The sequence below is a fragment of the Pseudomonas sp. K5002 genome, from assembly GCF_013386655.1.
Taxonomy (GTDB): domain Bacteria; phylum Pseudomonadota; class Gammaproteobacteria; order Pseudomonadales; family Pseudomonadaceae; genus Aquipseudomonas.
The window spans coordinates 1-1,465 of the sequence record NZ_JACARK010000546.1 but is presented as its reverse complement, the minus strand read 5'-3'; the positions used below and the strand labels follow the sequence as shown (position 1 = coordinate 1,465).

General features: G+C 63.9%; 1 protein-coding gene and 1 pseudogene. Both read right to left on the bottom strand.

Annotated features, from left to right (window positions below; genetic code table 11):
• Positions 1–313 (bottom strand): annotated as a pseudogene (locus HX846_RS22985) (SPOR domain-containing protein); the annotation flags it as partial.
• The coding region (folC, locus tag HX846_RS22980; RefSeq protein ID WP_178966145.1) for a bifunctional tetrahydrofolate synthase/dihydrofolate synthase at positions 297–1,465 on the bottom strand (1,169 nt) is incomplete at its 5' end. The pseudogene HX846_RS22985 and the gene folC, both read right to left, overlap by 17 nt.

Genomic DNA, 1,465 nt, shown 5'->3' with positions numbered 1-1,465 from the left:
CAGGAGCAGCAGGCGCAGGCTTAACCACCGGCACACTCGGCTGCACCGGCATCGACGGCGCTTGCTGTGCAGCCACTTCGTCATCGGTCGGCACCGGCTCTTCTTCCGGCAGCGCTTGCGGCTCGGGAACCACCACCGGCTCAACCTGAACCTGAGGCACCGCAGGCGCCTGGGGCGCAGCTGGCGCTTCAACGGTCACTTGGCGCTGCTCATCCTGACGGGAAAACAGCATCGGCAGGAAAATCACCGCCAACGCCACCAGGACCAGGGCTCCAACCATTCGCTGCTTGTATGCGCTATCCAGTAATGCCATGTGCAGCTTCCTCCGTGGAGCGCCGGGCCAACCATTCGAGCGCCTCGGCAACACAATAAAATGATCCGAACAACAGAATCTCATCCTCAGGCGTCGCAACCGCGCACTGGGCTTCCAGGGCGGCTGTCACGCTTGCATGGGACGTCACGGACGCGCCAAGGTTCTGCAAGGCAACCTGCAACTCGATGGCAGGACGACTGCGGGACGTATCCAGCGGTGCAACCGCCCAGGCCTGGACGTCGCCCAGCAAGGGTGCAACCACGCCGTCCAGGTCCTTGTCGGACAACAACCCGAACACCGCGAGGCGGCGACCGGCGGGCGGCGTGCGTGCCAGGCGCCTGGCCAGGTATTCAGCGGCGTGAGGGTTATGCCCCACGTCCAGCAGCAGGTTCAGGCGCTTGCCCTCCCAGTCGAACGTGCGCCGGTCAAGGCGCCCCACCACGCGAGTAGCCTGCAACGTAGCGGCAATCTGCTCGGCATGCCAGGGCAAATCCAGCAACAGGTAGGCTTGCAGCGCGAGCGCGGCGTTTTCCATCGGCAGGTTCAGCAGTGGCAAGTCGCGCAACTCAACAGTTTGACCGCGCGCGTCAAGCCCGCGCCATTGCCAGAATTGGTCGCCAATCTCGAGATTGAAATCACGCCCGCGCAGGAAGAACGGGCAATCCAGCTCGCGCACCTTGTCCAGCAAGGTATGCGGCGGGTCCAGGTCGCCGCACAGTGCAGGCTTGCCCTGGCGGAAGATCCCGGCTTTTTCATAGGCCACGGACTCACGGGTGTTACCCAGGTAGTCCGCATGGTCGACGCCAATACTGGTAATCAGCGCCAGGTCGGCATCCACCACGTTGACCGTGTCCAGACGCCCACCCAGGCCGACTTCCAGCACCACTACATCCAGCTGCGCACGCTCGAACAGCCAGAACGCCGCCAGGGTGCCCATCTCGAAATAGGTCAGGGAAATCTCGCCACGCCCGGCATCAAGTGCGGCGAAGGCTTCGCAGAGTTGCTCGTCAGTGGCTTCGACGCCATTGAGCTGCACCCGCTCGTTGTAGCGCAGCAGGTGCGGCGAGTTGTACACGCCGACCTTCAGGCCCTGGGCTTGCAGCAAGGCCGCGACAAAGGCGCAGGTAGAGCCCTTGCCGTTGGTGCCGGTCA